Source organism: Streptomyces sp. NPDC001634, assembly GCF_040298185.1.
Lineage (GTDB): Bacteria > Actinomycetota > Actinomycetes > Streptomycetales > Streptomycetaceae > Streptomyces.
Map to the genome: position 1 here is coordinate 1 of NZ_JBEOZU010000050.1, position 16,143 is coordinate 16,143.

The window sequence follows — 16,143 nt, forward strand, 5'->3', positions numbered from 1 at the left end:
GCGGCCGCGGGAGCGGCACCCGGGGCGCCGATGACGGCCAGCTTGGCGCCGACCTCCGCGGTCTCGTCCTCGCCGACCACGATCTCCAGGAGCACGCCGGAGGCGGGCGCCGGGATCTCGGTGTCGACCTTGTCCGTGGAGACCTCGAGCAGCGGCTCGTCGGCCTCGACGCTGTCGCCGACCGACTTCAGCCAGCGGGTGACGGTGCCCTCGGTGACCGACTCGCCCAGCGCGGGCAGGACCACATCGGTGCCGACGGCGGCACCCGCCGGAGCGGCGGGGGCAGCAGCGGGAGCCGGGGCGGCCGGAGCCTCGGCGACCGGGGCCGGGGCGGGCTCGGCGGCCGGGGCGGGCGCCTCGACGGCGGCCGGGGCCGGAGCCGCGGCGGGGGCACCCGTGCCGTCGTCGATGACGGCCAGCTCGGCGCCGACCTCGACCGTCTCGTCCTCGGCGACCTTGATGGAGGTCAGCACGCCGGAGGCGGGGGCGGGGATCTCGGTGTCGACCTTGTCGGTCGAGACTTCGAGCAGCGGCTCGTCGGCCTCGACGCGCTCGCCCTCGGCCTTCAGCCAGCGGGTGACTGTGCCCTCGGTGACGCTCTCACCGAGCGCCGGAAGGGTTACGGAAACCGCCATGGTTTCGGTTGCTCCTTAGGAATTGCGGAAGTCTGTGTCGTCGCGCCCGAAGACTGAAGGCGTCAGTCGTGGGAGTGGAGGGGCTTGCCGGCCAGGGCGAGGTGGGCCTCGCCGAGCGCCTCGTTCTGCGTCGGGTGGGCGTGGATGAGCTGGGCCACCTCGGCCGGCAGCGCCTCCCAGTTGTAGATCAGCTGGGCTTCGCCGACCTGCTCGCCCATGCGGTCGCCGACCATGTGGACGCCGACCACGGCACCGTCCTTGACCTGGACGAGCTTGATCTCGCCCGCGGTCTTGAGGATCTTGCTCTTGCCGTTGCCCGCCAGGTTGTACTTGAGAGCGACGACCTTGTCCGCGCCGTAGATCTCCTTGGCCTTGGCCTCGGTGATACCGACGGAGGCGACCTCCGGGTGGCAGTACGTCACCCGCGGCACGCCGTCGTAGTCGATCGGAACGACCTTCAGACCGGCCAGACGCTCCGCAACAAGGATGCCCTCGGCGAAGCCGACGTGCGCGAGCTGGAGCGTCGGGACCAGGTCACCGACGGCGGAGATGGTCGGGACGTTGGTCCGCATGTACTCGTCGACGAGGACGTAACCGCGGTCCATGGCGACCCCGGCCTCCTCGTAGCCCAGGTTCTGGGAGACCGGGCCGCGGCCGACGGCGACGAGGAGGACCTCGGCCTCGAACTCCTTGCCGTCGGCGAGGGTGACCTTGACACCGTTCTGGGTGTACTCGGCCTTCTGGAAGAAGGTGCCGAGGTTGAACTTGATCCCGCGCTTGCGGAAGGCGCGCTCAAGAAGCTTGGAGGAGTTCTCGTCCTCGACCGGGACGAGGTGCTTGAGGCCCTCGATGACGGTGACGTCGGCACCGAAGGACTTCCACGCGGAGGCGAACTCGACGCCGATGACGCCGCCGCCGAGGATGATCGCGGACTGCGGCACACGGTCCAGGACGAGGGCGTGGTCCGAGGAGATGATGCGGTTGCCGTCGATCTCCAGGCCGGGCAGTGACTTCGGCACGGAACCGGTCGCCAGGAGCACGTGGCGGCCCTGGATCCGCTGACCGTTCACGTCGACGGAGGTCGGGGAGGAGAGGCGGCCCTCACCCTCGATGTAGGTGACCTTGCGCGAGGCGATCAGGCCCTGCAGACCCTTGTACAGGCCCGAGATGACCTCGTCCTTGTACTTGTGCACGGCCGGTACGTCGATGCCCTCGAAGCTGGCCTTGACACCGAACTGCTCGCTCTCGCGGGCCTGGTCGGCGATCTCACCGGCGTGGAGCAGAGCCTTGGTGGGGATGCAACCCCGGTGCAGGCAGGTGCCGCCGACCTTGTCCTTCTCGATCAGGGCGACGTCCAGGCCCAGCTGCGCCCCGCGCAGGGCCGCGGCGTAACCACCGCTACCACCGCCGAGGATCACTAGGTCGAAAACGGTGCTGGCGTCGTTCGCCACGTCACGTCCTCCATGCATGTGCGCCGTGCGCCGGTCCTCGATGACCGGTCGGCGGCTGGTGTCCGGCCGCTTGTTGCTTCGGCCCTTCGGTGGGGGCCCTGTCCTGCCGAGAACCCATCTTTGCACTTGTCGGCGGCGATCGAGACGCCGGGCCGGTGTCTGAGACGTCTGATCCATCACGTCGGGAGGTCGCGGCCGTCCGCGATCGTACGGATTTCGTCGAGGGCGTAACGCCGTACAACCATGAGGGCGGCCCGGGACTCCGTCGGAGTCCCGGGCCGCCCTCATCCGCGCCCGTGCGATCAGCCCAGGTCGCCGGCCGCCGTCAGCTCCGCGAGCCGGACCAGCGTGCGGACCGCCGAACCCGTACCGCCCTTCGGGGTGTAGCCGAAGGGGGCCTGCTCGTTGAAGGCCGGGCCCGCGATGTCGAGGTGGGCCCAGGTGATGCCCTCGCCGATGAACTCCTTCAGGAACAGACCGGCGACCAGGCCGCCGCCCATCCGCTCGCCCATGTTGGCGATGTCGGCCGTGGGGGAGTCCATGCCCTTGCGCAGGTGCTCCGGCAGCGGCATCGGCCAGGCGTCCTCGCCGACCTCCTCGGCGGCCTCGTGGATCGCGGTGCGGAACGCGTCGTCGTTCGCCATGATCCCGAAGGTGCGGCTGCCGAGCGCCAGCATCATCGCGCCGGTCAGGGTCGCGACGTCCACGATCGCGTCCGGCTTCTCCTCCGAGGCCGCCCACAGCGCGTCCGCGAGGACCAGCCGGCCCTCGGCGTCCGTGTTGAGGACCTCGACGGTCTTGCCGCTGTACATGCGCAGCACGTCACCCGGGCGGGTCGCGGAACCGGAGGGCATGTTCTCGGCGAGGGCGAGCCAGGCGGTGACATTGACCTCGAGACCGAGGCGGGCGGCGGCCACGACCGCGGCGAACACCGCCGCCGCGCCGCTCATGTCGCACTTCATCGTCTCGTTGTGGCCGGCCGGCTTGAGCGAGATGCCGCCCGAGTCGTAGGTGATGCCCTTGCCGACGAAGGCCAGGTGCTTGGCCTCCTTGGAGTGCGTGTACGACAGCTTCACCAGGCGGGGAGCGGAGGCGGAGCCCGCGCCGACGCCGAGGATGCCGCCGTAGCCGCCCTTGGCCAGCGCCTTCTCGTCGAGCACCTGCACCTTGAGGCCATGGTCCTTGGCCGCGGTCTGCGCGAGGACCGCGAAGGCCGCCGGGTTCAGGTCGTTCGGCGGCATGTTGATCAGGTCGCGGGCGCGGTTGAGCTCCTCGCTGACGGCGATGACGCGCTCGACGGCCGCCTTGTACGCCTTGTCCCGGGGCTTGCCGCCGAGCAGGGCGACCTCGGCGAGCGGGGCCTTGCCGTTCTTGCCGTTCTTGGAGTTGCGGCCGTTCTCCTTGTACGTGTCGAACGCGTACGCGCCGAGCAGGGCGCCCTCGCCGATGGCGCCGGCGTCGGCGGGTGCGGTGATCGGCAGCGCGAAGACGGCCTTCTTGGATCCGGCGAGGGCACGGGCCGCGGAACCGGCGGCGCGACGCAGCGACTCGGCGGTGAACGCCTGGTCCTTCTCGGGCTCGGCACCGAGGCCCACCGCCACCACGACGGGCGCCTTGAAGCCGGAGGGCGCGGGCAGCTTGGTCACCTCGCCCTCGGCGCCCGAGGCGCCCAGGGTCTCGAGGATCGCGGCGAGCCTGCCGTCGTACGCCTGGTCCACAGCCTCGGCGCCCGGTGCGACGACCGGGCCCTCGGTGCCCTTCGCGACACCGACCACGATCGCGTCGGCCCGCAGGCCGGCTGCCGCGGCGGTGCTGAGAGTGAGAGCAGTCACGGTGGTGAAATCTCGCTTCCGATTGAGTTTCGGTGGCCGAACGGGATGGGGTCGACCGGCCCGGAAACCGACCCTAGATCCCCCGGACGTCCGGTTCCCACCTGGGCTGGGAAACACCCGGCACGAGCCTACGCGCGGCCGCCGGTTTCGCTCATTCCTGCGGGTGTTCATCGTTCCGTGGCGCCATGGTCATTTCCCACGCCCCACTCCCGGTGACCTGAGTCACAGTCGTCGCGTTCCGGTGAGCGCCCCCGGGGGCTCTGATGCACTGTGTGGTGCCGGGCGTCGGCGATCATCCTTGGGGTATGTTGCCGCACGCCCTGGAGCCCGCCCCGTGAAGCACCCGATTCTGTTCGTCGCCCTGCTCCTGCTGCTCGCGGGGTGCACCACCGCCACCGACGGCAAGGACACGGAAGGGGGCGGGGGACCGGGCGGCGCCCGTTGGCAGCCGCGCCCCGGTGTCGCCTGGCAGTGGCAGCTCAGCGGGCGCCTCGACACCTCCGTCGACGTACCGGTCTACGACATCGACGGCTTCGACCACCCGAAGGCCACCGTCGGCGCGTTGCACGGCAAGGGCCGCAAGGTCATCTGCTACGTGTCCACCGGAGCCTGGGAGGAGTTCCGCCCGGACGCGAAGAAGTTCCCGAAGTCCGTGCTGGGCAAGGGCAATGGCTGGAAGGGCGAGCGCTGGCTCGACATCCGCCGCACCGACGTCCTCGAACCCCTGATCGCGGACCGCCTCGACATGTGCCGCAAGAAGGGCTTCGACGCGGTGGAACCCGACAACATGGACGGCTACAAGAACGACACGGGCTTCCCCCTCAAGGCCGACGACCAGCTCCGCTACAACCGGCTCGTCGCGAAACTCGCCCATGAGCGGGGAATGGCCGTCGGTCTGAAGAACGACCTCGACCAGATCCCGGAGCTGGTCGGGGACTTCGACTTCGCGGTCGACGAACAGTGCGCCCAGTACGGCGAGTGCGGCCGGCTGAAGCCGTTCATCGCCGCCGGCAAGGCCGTCTTCCACGTCGAGTACGAACTGCCGACCGCGCGCTTCTGCCCCGAATCCCGTCGGCTGAAGCTGAGTTCGATGCTCAAGAAGTACGAGCTGGGGGTCTGGCGGCAGCCCTGCTGAACCGCGGCACCCGGGGGCTAGCCGAGCGCCAGTACGACCAGCGCGGCCGTAGCCGCGGTCTCCGCGAGCCCGCCGAAGACGTCGCCCGTCACCCCGCCGAAGCGGCGGGTGCAGTGGCGCAGCAGCAGCTCCGCGGCGGCCACCGCGACCACCACCGCGGCCGCCGTGCGGACGGCGCCGTACGCCCCGAACAGCCCGCCCCCGGCAGCCGCCGCCGCGGTCACGGCGAGGGCCACCGCCAGTGCACCGGGCAGCGGTACCACTCCTGCGACCGCGGCCCCCAGCCCCTCCGGCCGAGCGGCCGGTACGCCACGGCGCGCGGCCAGGGTGAGCGCCAGCCGGGCGGCGGCGGCCGAGACGAGGGCGGCCAGCGCGCCCCGCGCCCAGGAGTCGCCGTACGCCTCCGCCAGCGCCGCCACCTGCGCGAGCAGCACGAACAGCAGCGTGATCACACCGAACGGCCCGATGTCGGACTGCTTCATGATCCGCAGCGCCTCCTCGGCGGGCTTCCCGCTGCCGAGCCCGTCGGCGGTGTCGGCGAGCCCGTCCAGGTGCAGCCCTCGGGTGAGCACGGCCGGCACGGCGGCGGCGCAGACCGCGGCGAGCAGGGGCCCGGCCCCCAGCACAAGCAGCACCGCGCCGAGCAGCCCGGCAAGCCCTCCCACGACGATCCCGGCGAGGGGCGCACACAACATCCCACCGCGCGCGGCGTCCCGGTCCCAGCGGGTCACCTCGACGGGGAGCACGGTGAGGGTGCCGAAGGCGAAACGGGGGCCGTGGAGGGGCGGGATCCTGAGCACCGGCGCAGATTACGCAGCTTGCGCGGCTGCGGGCAATCGTGCCGCCGACGGGCAGCGGCACACCCCCGCAGGCACACTGCACCTATGGGCCACTGGCTGCAGCGCAACATCATCGAGCCCGGCAAACTCCCCATGCTGCTCGCGCTCACCTCCTTCGTGCTGACATTCGTGATCACCCGTGTCATCACCCGCCTCATCCACGCCGGCAAGGGCCCCTTCGGCAACGTCAAAGCCGGCGGTGTGCACATCCACCACGTCGTCCCCGGCGTCATCCTCACCGTCATCGGCGGCTTCGGCGCGCTCGCGAGCCGTCAGGGCTTCGGCTCCGGATTCTTCGCGATCGTCTTCGGCGTGGGCGCGGGCCTCGTCCTGGACGAGTTCGCCCTGATCCTGCATCTGGCCGACGTCTACTGGACCGAGGAGGGCCGCAGGAGCGTCGAGGTCGTCGTGGTCACCGCGGCCCTGGTCGGCCTGGTCCTGGCCGGATTCGCGCCGTTCGGCGTCAACGACCTCTCCGCAGACGAACTGCAGGACCGCGGCAGCGTGATCGCGACCGTCGCGGTGAACTTCCTCTTCTCTCTGCTGGCCCTGAGCAAGGGCAAGGCCCGCACCGCGATCTTCGGGGTGATCGTCCCGGTGGTCGCCCTGGCCGGCGCGATCCGGCTGGCCCGGCCCGGCTCTCCGTGGGCCAGACGCTTCTACCGCCGCCGCCCGCGCGCCCGCGCCAAGGCGGGCCTGCGGGCCTACCACCACGACCGGCGCTGGGCCCGCCTGAGCCGGAGCTTTCAGGACTGGATCGGCGGCAGACCCGATCCGCATCCCACCCGGTTGCCCGACCACCGGTGATGGCGCACCTCCGACAGCACACACAGCACCAGCACCGCTCCGATCGCGGCGATGTGCTCCTTGCCCGCCAGGTTCTGCTTCAGCACGAGCTCCCCGACCATCGCCGCGATCACCATGCCCCCCGTGAAGTACGCGCGGTACCACCAGCACAGGAACACGGCGAGCCCGATCACCGCCGCCGACGGGCCGGTGTCGACCACCTGCGCGTCCGTCCCGGGCAGCCCCAGCGGATGGTGCGGGCCCAGGCCGATGCCCACGCGCGCGTACAGCGTGCCGGCCAGTGTGGCGACGTACGCGATGACGAGCGTGCGCCACCAGCCCAGACAGATCTCGGCGATCCCGACGACGAAGAGGATCTGCAGCAGCGCGCCCCACACCGGCAGATCCAGGGCCGGTACGCACAGGGACAACGGGGTGCGCAGGAGGGCGAGCGGCAGTGGCTCCGCGGCCCGTACGGACCCGATGTGCTGCACGAACCCGAAGCCCCACGACTGGTTCTGCACGAACTGCAGGACCGACGTCAGGCACACCGCCGCGAGCGTCATCGGGACCGCCCGCCAACTCCGCCGCGCGAGGGCCTGGCGCACGGTGATGTACAGCGGTCCCCATTCGGCTCGGGCCAGCCGGGCGAGGGTGTTCATCCAGCGGTCCTCATCTGTCCGGTGGTCCTCATCTGTGCGACTGGAGGTGCTTGCGATGGAGCCACTTCGGCAGTCCCGGAGCCTCCAGGAACCCCTCGGCGCGCGCCGAGGCCACGCCGATGCGCAGCAGGTCCGCGCTCTTCTCGAAGAGCAGGAACCTCGGTTCCCAGATGGGCCGGTACTTCGCATTGGCCCGGTACAGCGACTCGATCTGCCACCAGCGCGAGAAGAAGCTGAGCAGCGAACGCCACAGCCGCAGCACCGGTCCGGCGCCGAGCCGTGCGCCACGTTCGAAGACGGAACGGAACATGGCGAAGTTGAGTGAGACCTGGGTGATCTCGATCTCCAGTGCACGGCGCAGCAGTTCGAGGACCATGAACTCCATGAGCCCGTTCTCGGAGTCCCGGTCACGCCGCATCAGATCGAGCGACAGCCCGTGCGGCCCCCAGGGCACGAAGGACAGCAGTGCGCGCAACTCACCCTTGGCGTCCGTGCATTCGAGCATCACGCACCGGCCGTCCTCAGGGTCGCCGAGCCGCCCGAGTGCCATGCTGAACCCGCGCTCGGTGGCCCCGTCGCGCCAGTCGTCGGCCTTCTCCAGGAGTAACGCCATCTCCTCGGCCGGAATGTCCTCGTGGCGCCGGATGCGGACCGTGTAACCGGCGCGCTTCACACGGTTGCAGGCCTGGCGCACGGTGCGCATGGCCCGCCCTTCGAGGGTGAACTCGCCGACGTCCACGATGGCTTCGTCACCGAGTTCGAGCGCGTCCATGCCGTGCCGCGCGTACACGGTCCCGGCCTCCTCGCTCGCGCCCATCACGGCCGGGATCCAGCCGTGCGCGCGTGCCTCGGCGAGCCAGGGCTCGATGGCACCGGGCCATGCCTCCGGGTCCCCGATCGGATCGCCGGAGGCGAGCGAGACACCGCCGACGACGCGGTACGCGACCGCCGCCTTGCCGGTGGGTGACCAGATCACGCTCTTCTCCCGGCGCAGCGCGAAGTAGCCGAGCGAGTCCCGGTCGCCGTGTCTGGCGAGGAGCGCCCGCAGCCGCTTCTCGTCGTCCTCGGTGATCGGGTCGACGGCACGCCGGGAGCGGAAGGCGGCGTAGAGGACGGCGAGGACCAGCAGCGTGCTGAAGACGTTGATGGCGACGTTGACCCAGTTGGGCGTGGCGATCCCCGGGTAGTGCGAGTCGTCGGCGGCGACCGAGACGAGCCGCAGGGTGCCATAGCGCCAGCGCTCCAGGAATGTCGAACGGTGGGCGTCGTGCGCGTTGTTGGTGACGGTCACCAGGAACGTGGCGAGCAGTGAGGAGACGAGCAGTCCGCCGACGGCGACAGCGGCGGCGAGCCGGGGGTTGGACCGGTCGCCCTTGGCGTAGAACTCCGGCCGCCCGATGAGGAGCGAGCCGACGAAAGCCGCGGTGAGGACCAGGGAGACCCAGTTCTGCGCGTACTGCCGGATCTCCGGGAAGGCCATGGCGAAGGTGAACAGCAGCAGGAACGGTCCGCTGAGCACCAGGTTGAGGATCCACGCGGCCCGCTTGCGCCGTCGCATGGTGACGGCGAGGAACATCGTGAACACACCGGAGGCGAAACCCGCGGTCAGCAGGTACGGCGTGAAGAGGTTCTCCTGGTTGTGCCGCCGTACGTCCTGCCCGAAGGAGACCCACACGGCGGACAGGAAGTTGATGAACGTGACGGCGCGCAGATACCAGACCGCGAACGCCGCGGCCCGCCGGGAGGCCCGACCGGAGCGCCCCGCCCCGCCCCCCGACCGAACCGTGCGTTCCTGTTCCGCAGTAAAACGGGCATCTCCCATGAAGGGCGATGATATGGGGCGCTTGGGGGTGTGCGGAGGAGCGGTACGAGGCAGAATCCGGCCGGTCGGCCCCTTGCCCCGTCCCCTCGGCCCGGTGAGGGGAGAGGCCGAACTCGCCCTGCCCGACTACTCCTTCTCGGCGTTCTCGGATTCCTCGGCAGCCTCCTCCGGTTTCTCCGGGAGCTCCGCCGCCAGTGCCGCGGCCGCCTGTACCAGCGGCAGCGCCAGCAGTGCCCCGGTCGCCTCGCCGACGGTCACTCCGTGGTCGAGGAGCGGCTCCAGCGCCATCCGGTCCAGCGCCTTCGCCTGCGCCGGCTCACCGCTGTTCTGCCCGGCCAGCCACCAGTCCGGCGCACGGAACGCGATCCGCTGCGCGACCAGCGCACACGCCGCCGACACCACGCCGTCCAGGATCACCGGGGTCTTGCGCACGGCGCACTGCAACAGGAAGCCCGTCATCGCGGCCAGATCGGCTCCACCCACCGCCGCCAGCAACTGCAACTGGTCGCCCAGCACCGGCCTGGCCCGCCGCAGTGCGTCCCGTACGGCCGCGCACTTGCGCATCCACGCCAGGTCGTCGATCGCCACGCCGCCGCGCCCGGTCACCACGGATGCGTCCGTCCCGCACAGCGCGGCGATCAGCACGGCGGCCGGCGTCGTGCCGCCGACGCTCACATCGCCGAGGACCACCAGGTCCGTCCCGGCGTCCGCCTCCTCGTCCGCGACCGCGATCCCCGCCCGGAATGCCGCCTCCGCCTCCTCGGGCGTCAGCGCGTCCTCGATGTCGATGCGTCCGCTGCCGCGCCGCACCCGATGCCGTACGACGTCCTCCGGCAGCGACTCCGGATCGCAGTCCAGCGCCATGTCCACCACGCGCACGGGCACGTTCAGCTGCCGCGCAAGGATCGGCGCCGGGCCGGCGCCCTCCAGCACCGCCCGCACCAGCCGGTCCGCGCTGCCCGCGGGCCGCGCCGACACACCCAGTGCGGCGACCCCGTGGTCACCCGCGAACAGCACCACACGTGGCCGCTCGATCGGCCGCACCGGCACGGCGGACTGCGCGGCCGCCAGCCACTCACCCAGGTCGTCGAGGCGGCCCAGTGCCCCGGGCGGCACGATCTGACGTTCCCGGCGCGCCTCCGCGTCGCGGCGCACCCCGCCGTCGGGGCGCTCGATCAGATCGGTGAAGTCGTCGAGATTAAGCGAGCTCATTCGCCGAACAGTACCGGCAGAGATCGAACGCGGCGGCGCCACGTCGACGGCACGTCATTGCGCCGATGAGCGAGGTCCCGTACGTACCGTTTAGGTACGTATTGTCGTGCGCCCTCATGGGCACGTCGTCGTGCGTCCTCATGGTCACGCCCCCAGGAGCCGCCCATGTCCCCCAACCCGGAGACGGCCGACGCGCGCCGCGCCGAGTGTCTCGGTGAACTCGCCCAGGGCACCGACCGGTTCCAGGAGCCCCGCCGCGAGGACTGCCCCTGGTGCGGCTCGAAGCGGCTGCGCACCCGGCTGCGCACGCCGGACCTGGTGCAGCACAAGCCGGGCACGTTCGCCGTCGACGAGTGCCGGGACTGCGCCCACGCCTTCCAGAACCCCCGCCTCACCGCCGAGGGGCTCGCCTTCTACCACCGCGACTTCCACGAGGGGCACCAGGGACTCGACGGCTTCGCCGAACGCCTCCTCGCCGCCCGCGGCAGCACCCGGCGCCACCGGGCCGCGGCCCGCGCGATGCTGCCCTTCCCGGAGCCGGAGAGCTGGCTCGACGTCGGCACCGGCCACGGCCATTTCCCGGAGGCGGCCAAGGAGGTCCACCCGTACACGTCGTTCGACGGCCTCGACCCCACCCGGCGGGTCGAGAAGGCACGGGCCGCGGGCCGTATCGAGGAGGCCCACCGCGGTCGGCTCACCGACCCGGAGATCATCGAGCGGCTGCGCTCCCGCTACGACGTCGTCAGCATGTTCCACCATCTGGAGCACACCCCCGACCCGCGCGCGGAACTGCGCGCCGCGCTGACAGTGCTGCGCCCCGGCGGCCATCTGCTCATCGAAGTCCCCGACCCCGACTGTGCGTTCGGTGCGCTGCTCGGCAAGTGGTGGGTGTCGTACGGCCAGCCCCGCCACCTCCATCTGATGCCGCTGAGCAATCTGCTGGCCGAGCTGGAGGCCCTGGGCTGCGTGATCGTCACCACGAACCGGCGCGAGCCGCACACGCCCTACGACATCGCGGGCGCCCTCGCCCTGGCCCTGGCCCGGGTGCTGCCCGCCCCGGACGCCCCGTGGCGGGCGGTCCCGCCGACGGGCTTCCAGCGCCGGCTGCGCACGGCGCTGGTGGCGGCCGGCGCACCCCTGGTGGCCACGGCCACGGCTCTGGACCACACACTGGCACCCGTGCTGCGGCGCACCCGCTTCTCCAACGCCTACCGGATCGTCGCGCGCAGGTCGGGGTCAGCCGCGTAGCGTCAGGGCCTGTCCGGCGACTACCAGCAGGATGTGCTCGCACTCGGCCGCGAATGCCGTGTTCAGCCGGCCGAGTTCGTCGCGGTAGCGGCGGCCGGACGCGGTCGCGGGGACGATGCCGGAGCCGACCTCGTTCGAGACGGCGACGACCGTGCGGCGCGTCTCACGGACCGCCGCCGCGAGTTCCTCCACCCGTGCCCGCAGCGCCCGCTCACCGCCTCCCGCCCACTCCGCGTCGTCCCACGCGTTCACCGCGTCCATCCCGTCGGTCAGCCACAGCGACAGACAGTCGATCAGCAGCGGCGGCCCATCCTGCCGCAGCAGCGGTACGAGGTTGCAGGTCTCGGCGGTGTGCCAGGACCCGGGCCGCCGCTTCCGGTGCGCGGCCACCCGCGCCGCCCATTCCGTGTCCCCGTTCCGCGACCCGCCTGTCGCCACGTACAGCACGTCCGGGAACGCCTCGAGCCGCCGCTCCGCCTCCACCGACTTGCCCGACCGCGCCCCGCCGAGCACAAGAGTGCGTCGCGGTACGTCCGGTACGTGCTTGTAGGCGCCGACGGTCAGGGTGGTCGCGTCCGGTACCGCCCTCGCTCCCGCCGCCGCGAGCCGTCGCCCGAGCTCCGCACCCGGCGGCACGTCGTGATCGAGATGCACGGCGATGACATCGGTGGTCGGCCCGGCCGCCCCCACCGCCCGCAGCTTCGCCAGCCCATCGGGACGCCCCACGACGTCCGCGACCACCATGTCGTACGGCTCCGCGGACTCCTGGAGGCCCGCGGGCGCCGCGCCCGGCGGCAGATACAGCAGCCGCAGTCCGTCGGGACCGGTCACCGCGTACCCCGTGCCCGGCCCGTCCATCGCCAGTGCCTGCACCCGGTGCCCGGTCAGCAGCGCCAACTCCCGTCCGTCCGGCACCCGCCCGGGCTGCGGCAGGCCCGCCGGGACCTCGACCGGGGGACCCTCGTGCGGATGCGACAGCAGCACCTGCCGTACGCCGGCCAGCGAGTGCCCCGCCCGCGCGGCCGCGAACGCCGCGCCCGGGGTGAGGTCCAGCAGCAGGGTCCCGTCCACGAGCACGGCGGTCGCCCCGCGCACCTCCTCCCCGAGCGCACGCGCGCAGGACGCGCAGGGACAGTCGGGGCGGGGGAGTCCCGCGGGGGCGCCGGTGCCGAGCAAAGTCACTTCCACGGACCTGATTTTCGCGTGTCGCCGCAGGTCTTGCGCGTCCGAGGCCCCGTAAGGGCGCGAGCGGTGACATGAGCGGCTCCACCGCACGGGGGCGACCGGCCACAGATGGCCGTCAGCTCTACGGAGGACCCCCGGTCCTCTGACCATGCGCCCGGCGGAGCGCATAGGCTCAGGGCAGGAGCCGGACCAAGATCCGGCTTCTGCTCTGCATGTGCTCACATCTGGGAGGCGTACATGGCGGCATGGACGTGGCGGTTCGAGAAGGCCGACGGGACGGAGGTCCAGCCCGCGGTCGCGCCCGAGGAGTTCACCACACAGGGAGACGCCGAGTCCTGGATCGGGGAGCACTGGAAGGAACTGCTCGCCGGTGGCGCCGACCAGGTGCGGCTGTTCGAGGAGGGCACGGAGATCTACGGCCCGATGAGCCTGCACGCCGACGAGTGACTGTCCGTCGGGCGAGGGCCGCGAGGGCCCTCGCCCACCCCCGCTACTGCTCGCCCAGGGTGACCTCGGCCGTCTTCCGAGTCCCGTTCCGCAGGTACGTCACCGTCGTCTTCTGACCCGGCTTCTCGGCGGCCAGGGCCACGGAGAGGGACGTGATCGTGGTGATGTCCGTGTCACCCAACCTGGTGATGACGTCCCCGGCCTGAAGGCCCGCCTTGTCGGCCGCGCCCCCGTTCTTGACGTCCACCACCGCGACGCCGACCGGCTGGGTGGCGGCGTTCACCACCGTACGGCCGGTGATGTTGAGCGCGGCCCGTCCCGAGTGAGTGACCTTGCCGTTCTTGATGATCTGGCCGGCGATCGTCTTCACCGTGTACGCCGGGATCGCGAACCCGATGCCGGGCGCCGCGCCGCCCCCGAGGTCGGGGTCGATCGCGGCCAGCGTGGGAATGCCGATGACCTGGCTCTTGAGATCGACCAGGGCGCCCCCGCTGTTTCCCGGGTTGATCGCCGCCGAGGTCTGCACCATGTTCGCGATGGTGGCGCCCGTACCGCCGTCGGTGGCCACCTCGCTGACGGTCCGTCCGGTCGCCGACACGATCCCCTGGGTCACACTCGACGCCAGACCGAGCGGCGAGCCCATCGCGAGCACGATCTGCCCCACCTCGACCTTGGCCGAGTCCCCGAAGACGGCCGCCTTCAGCCCGGGCGGCACCTTGTCCAGCTTGATGACGGCGAGGTCCTGCGCCGGGTACGAGGAGACGAGGCTCGCGGTGAGCGGGTTCTCGCTGCCGGCGGTGGTCACCGCGAACGTCTTCTCGTTCCCGACCACGTGCGCGTTGGTGACGACATGGCCCCTGTCGTCGTACACCACTCCGGACCCGAGGGACTGTCCGGCCCGGATCTGCACGACGGACGGCAGCGCGTCCTTGATGACCCTCTGGTACTCGCTCTGCAGATCGCCCGCCGCCACCGGGCGTCCGGACGCGGTGGGCGTCGCGGCGTCCTTCCTGGCGGGGGAGGCGGAGTCGGTACAGCCACCGATCAGCACCAGGGAACAGACGAGGAGCGGGGCGCACAGCCGGCGAAGCGCACGGGTACGGGAAGCGTCCATGCCCCGAGTCTCCCCTCGGGGCGTATGCCCGGCTTTTCCGGTGCGTCCGAACGGGTCCGGTGCCGCCTCAGCCCCGCACACCGCACAGGTGCAGCAGCGCGGCCACCCGCCGGTACGGATCCGTACGCCCCGCCCGTTCCTCCGCGGCCAGCAGGCTCTCCACGTCCTGAGGGATCTCCGCCCCGTCGGCAGCCGTGTCCGTGAAGACACGCACCCCGTACCACGCGTGCAGCGGCGCCCCGATCCCCGCCAGCGTCGCGGTCAGCGCCTCCAGCCGGTCGGCCCGTACGTCGAGCCCGAGCCGGTTGCTATAGGTGGTGGTGTCGAAGGCGGCGAGCGCCGTACCCCAGTCCCCGGACAGCCCGGGCCGCATCGCCAGCGCGTCCCCGTTCCGCACGAGCAGGGACAGCAGCCCGCCGGGGGCGAGCATCCTGGCGAGCCCGGCCAGCAGGGCGTCCGGCTCCTCGACGTACATCAGTACGCCGTGGCACAGCACCACGTCGAAGCTTCCCGGCAGGAAGTGCACCCCGGTGTCCCGGCCGTCGCCCTCGATGATCCGTACCCGCTCCCGGATACCCTCCGGCTCGGCGGACAGGGCCTCGCGGGCCACGGCGACCATCCGCTGGTCCTGCTCGAGGCCGGTGATGCGGTGCCCGGCCCGCGCCAGGCGCAGCGCCTGGGTGCCCTGTCCCATCCCCACGTCGAGCACCCGCAGCCGCCGGCCGACCGGGAACCGCCCGGCTATCTGCTCGTCGAGCTGCCGGGCCACCAGCTCCTGCCGTACGACATCACGCAGACCCCCCAGCTTGCTCAGCCAGGCCTCAGCCGCACCCGCGGAGAAGGAATCCGTGCTCAGGGCCGCTCTCCGCGCTTGACCTTCGGCTTCGGCAGCCGGAGCCGGCGCATCTGCAGGGAGCGCATCAGCGCGTAGGGAATCGCGCCACGCTTGTTCTGGTCCGGGAAGCGCTCGTTCAGCCGCTTCCGCAGCCGGAAGCCGGAGAGGAGCGAGTCGAGCACGATCAGCACGATCACGACGAGCCACAGCAGCAGCGCGATGTTCTGCAGCGCGGGCACCCGCACGATGCTCAGCACAAGGATGACCACGGCCATCGGCAGGAAGAACTCGGCGACGTTGAAGCGGGCGTCGACGTAGTCGCGCGCGAACTTGCGGACCGGGCCCCTGTCCCGCGCCGGCAGATAACGCTCGTCACCGCCGGCGAGCGCCTGCCGCTGCCGCTCCATGTGGGCGCGGCGCTCATCGCGCTGCCGCTTGGCGGCGTCCTTGCGCGTCGTCGGCGTGTTGGCCACGCTGCGCCGCTGGGACTGGGCCTCACTGCGCTTGGGCGTGGGGCGGCCCTTCGGGGCCTGCGGGTCACGGGGCTGCTTGGAGTCGGTCACCGGCGCCTTGTCGGCGGGGGCCTTCTCTTCCTTGGCACGGCTACGGAACACAAAACCCAAGGGTAAGGGGTCTGCCCGCATGGACCCCAGCCGAGTGGGGAACGATCCGGCAACACCGGACGTCTGTACTGGGACAGAGGGGCCTCAAAAGGAAGACCGCCGACGTTCTTCCGGAAGGCGGCTGAGGGAATCCGGGAGTCACCCCGTACGTAACCTCGGGGGACACCTACTCCCTACGCCGGAGCGGGATCGTACGCAGTCGTCCTTGGGGATGACCGCATCCGTTCCCGAACAGTGCGGTAATGGATGCAGGGCCCGTACTGTGGTCCTGTCGCAGACTTGTGAGCTGGAGTCCGTCAGAAGGGGGCGCGCGAAGC

Annotated in this window: 15 protein-coding genes; 4 read left to right on the forward strand and 11 right to left on the reverse strand. The window is 71.4% G+C overall.

Annotation, left to right across the window (positions count from 1 at the left end):
- From ABT186_RS28890 to ABT186_RS28900, 3 genes are all read right to left on the reverse strand, one after another.
- Positions 1-635, reverse strand: a 635-nt coding sequence (locus ABT186_RS28890; protein ID WP_351927545.1) for a biotin/lipoyl-containing protein, incomplete at its 3' end; no start/stop codon positions are given.
- 62 nt (positions 636-697) lie between these two features.
- On the reverse strand, positions 698-2,086 hold the full coding sequence (gene lpdA, locus ABT186_RS28895; protein ID WP_351927547.1) for a dihydrolipoyl dehydrogenase: 1,389 nt from the start codon (positions 2,084-2,086) through the stop codon (positions 698-700).
- A gap of 302 nt (positions 2,087-2,388) precedes the next feature.
- Positions 2,389-3,918, reverse strand: a complete 1,530-nt coding sequence (locus ABT186_RS28900; RefSeq protein ID WP_351927549.1) for a leucyl aminopeptidase — start codon at positions 3,916-3,918, stop codon at positions 2,389-2,391.
- Positions 3,919-4,252: 334 nt separating this feature from the next.
- On the opposite strand from ABT186_RS28900, the gene ABT186_RS28905 reads away from it, so the two are divergent.
- Entirely contained in the window at positions 4,253-5,053 is an 801-nt protein-coding gene (locus ABT186_RS28905) for an endo alpha-1,4 polygalactosaminidase (protein ID WP_351236915.1), read from the forward strand.
- 17 nt (positions 5,054-5,070) lie between these two features.
- On the opposite strand, the gene ABT186_RS28910 is transcribed toward ABT186_RS28905, so the two are convergent.
- A complete protein-coding gene (locus tag ABT186_RS28910; protein WP_351236913.1) occupies positions 5,071-5,853 on the reverse strand; it encodes an adenosylcobinamide-GDP ribazoletransferase in 783 nt (260 codons plus the stop codon).
- Positions 5,854-5,937: 84 nt separating this feature from the next.
- Here ABT186_RS28910 and ABT186_RS28915 point away from each other — a divergent pair, with 84 nt between their 5' ends.
- The gene (locus ABT186_RS28915) at positions 5,938-6,699 is read left to right on the forward strand and encodes a hypothetical protein (protein ID WP_351236911.1); all 762 of its coding nucleotides are present in this window, start codon (positions 5,938-5,940) and stop codon (positions 6,697-6,699) included.
- On the opposite strand, the gene ABT186_RS28920 is transcribed toward ABT186_RS28915, so the two are convergent.
- The 3 genes from ABT186_RS28920 to cobT form a co-directional block, all read right to left on the reverse strand.
- A complete protein-coding gene (locus ABT186_RS28920) occupies positions 6,639-7,340 on the reverse strand; it encodes a hypothetical protein (protein ID WP_351236909.1) in 702 nt (233 codons plus the stop codon). The genes ABT186_RS28915 and ABT186_RS28920 overlap by 61 nt on opposite strands.
- A gap of 28 nt (positions 7,341-7,368) precedes the next feature.
- Positions 7,369-9,162 (reverse strand): phosphatidylglycerol lysyltransferase domain-containing protein, encoded by a 1,794-nt coding sequence (locus tag ABT186_RS28925; protein WP_351236907.1) that lies wholly within the window; start codon positions 9,160-9,162, stop codon positions 7,369-7,371.
- 126 nt (positions 9,163-9,288) lie between these two features.
- Complete coding sequence (cobT, locus tag ABT186_RS28930; protein ID WP_351927551.1) at positions 9,289-10,374, reverse strand: nicotinate-nucleotide--dimethylbenzimidazole phosphoribosyltransferase; 1,086 nt, start codon at positions 10,372-10,374, stop codon at positions 9,289-9,291.
- Between the two features lie 165 nt (positions 10,375-10,539).
- Here cobT and ABT186_RS28935 point away from each other — a divergent pair, with 165 nt between their 5' ends.
- The gene (locus tag ABT186_RS28935) at positions 10,540-11,622 is read left to right on the forward strand and encodes a class I SAM-dependent methyltransferase (protein WP_351927553.1); all 1,083 of its coding nucleotides are present in this window, start codon (positions 10,540-10,542) and stop codon (positions 11,620-11,622) included.
- Here ABT186_RS28935 and ABT186_RS28940 read toward each other — a convergent pair.
- Positions 11,611-12,810 (reverse strand): bifunctional adenosylcobinamide kinase/adenosylcobinamide-phosphate guanylyltransferase, encoded by a 1,200-nt coding sequence (locus ABT186_RS28940; RefSeq protein ID WP_351927555.1) that lies wholly within the window; start codon positions 12,808-12,810, stop codon positions 11,611-11,613. The genes ABT186_RS28935 and ABT186_RS28940 overlap by 12 nt on opposite strands.
- Before the next feature lie 234 nt (positions 12,811-13,044).
- Between ABT186_RS28940 and ABT186_RS28945 the strand changes: the two genes are divergently transcribed.
- On the forward strand, positions 13,045-13,254 hold the full coding sequence (locus ABT186_RS28945) for a hypothetical protein (protein WP_351233054.1): 210 nt from the start codon (positions 13,045-13,047) through the stop codon (positions 13,252-13,254).
- Positions 13,255-13,297: 43 nt separating this feature from the next.
- Here the strand turns inward: ABT186_RS28945 and ABT186_RS28950 are convergent, their stop codons facing one another.
- From ABT186_RS28950 to ABT186_RS28960, 3 genes are all read right to left on the reverse strand, one after another.
- Complete coding sequence (locus tag ABT186_RS28950) at positions 13,298-14,368, reverse strand: S1C family serine protease (RefSeq protein ID WP_351233056.1); 1,071 nt, start codon at positions 14,366-14,368, stop codon at positions 13,298-13,300.
- Between the two features lie 67 nt (positions 14,369-14,435).
- On the reverse strand, positions 14,436-15,137 hold the full coding sequence (locus ABT186_RS28955; protein WP_351233058.1) for a class I SAM-dependent methyltransferase: 702 nt from the start codon (positions 15,135-15,137) through the stop codon (positions 14,436-14,438).
- 83 nt (positions 15,138-15,220) lie between these two features.
- Positions 15,221-15,847 (reverse strand): DUF3043 domain-containing protein, encoded by a 627-nt coding sequence (locus tag ABT186_RS28960; protein ID WP_351233060.1) that lies wholly within the window; start codon positions 15,845-15,847, stop codon positions 15,221-15,223.
- Positions 15,848-16,143: the final 296 nt, after the last annotated feature.

Excerpts from the sequence above, each read along its gene's own strand:
- ABT186_RS28915 (WP_351236911.1), top strand. The coding sequence starts at position 5,938 with ATGGGCCACTGGCTGCAGCGCAACATCATCGAGCCCGGCAAACTCCCC.
- ABT186_RS28920 (WP_351236909.1), bottom strand. The coding sequence starts at position 7,340 with ATGAACACCCTCGCCCGGCTGGCCCGAGCCGAATGGGGACCGCTGTAC.
- ABT186_RS28925 (WP_351236907.1), bottom strand. The coding sequence starts at position 9,162 with ATGGGAGATGCCCGTTTTACTGCGGAACAGGAACGCACGGTTCGGTCG.
- cobT (WP_351927551.1), bottom strand. The coding sequence starts at position 10,374 with ATGAGCTCGCTTAATCTCGACGACTTCACCGATCTGATCGAGCGCCCC.
- ABT186_RS28935 (WP_351927553.1), top strand. The coding sequence starts at position 10,540 with ATGTCCCCCAACCCGGAGACGGCCGACGCGCGCCGCGCCGAGTGTCTC.
- ABT186_RS28945 (WP_351233054.1), top strand. The coding sequence starts at position 13,045 with ATGGCGGCATGGACGTGGCGGTTCGAGAAGGCCGACGGGACGGAGGTC.
- ABT186_RS28950 (WP_351233056.1), bottom strand. The coding sequence starts at position 14,368 with ATGGACGCTTCCCGTACCCGTGCGCTTCGCCGGCTGTGCGCCCCGCTC.
- ABT186_RS28960 (WP_351233060.1), bottom strand. The coding sequence starts at position 15,847 with ATGCGGGCAGACCCCTTACCCTTGGGTTTTGTGTTCCGTAGCCGTGCC.